The organism is Lentilactobacillus parabuchneri DSM 5707 = NBRC 107865 (assembly GCF_001435315.1).
In the GTDB taxonomy this organism is placed as follows: domain Bacteria; phylum Bacillota; class Bacilli; order Lactobacillales; family Lactobacillaceae; genus Lentilactobacillus; species Lentilactobacillus parabuchneri.
Genome location: NZ_AZGK01000046.1, coordinates 1 through 254 on the forward strand (window position 1 = coordinate 1; position 254 = coordinate 254).

General features: G+C 39.8%; 1 protein-coding gene. It reads left to right on the forward strand.

Annotation, left to right across the window (positions count from 1 at the left end):
• Positions 1–60: 60 nt before the first annotated feature.
• Positions 61–254, forward strand: a 194-nt coding sequence (locus FC51_RS12215; RefSeq protein ID WP_155519328.1) for a transposase, incomplete at its 3' end; no start/stop codon positions are given.

A 254-nucleotide genomic window follows, 5' to 3' on the forward strand; every position in this document is an offset into this window, starting at 1 on the left:
AGAAGCTGTCCAAGATCTATGATTTTTGATATACTTCTATGTAAAAAGCGAGTTTAAGCTATGAAAAATTATCCCAGCAATATTACTCGGCAACAATTTGAATTAATTCGACCAGCTTTAGAAAATTTTCGTAAGCGAACTAAGCCTCGAAAATATGACCTCTACGAGGTCTTCTGTGCGGTCCTATATGTCTTGAAAACCGGTTGCCAATGGCGTCAAGTCCCCGGTGATTTCCCAGAATGGCGGTCAGTTTA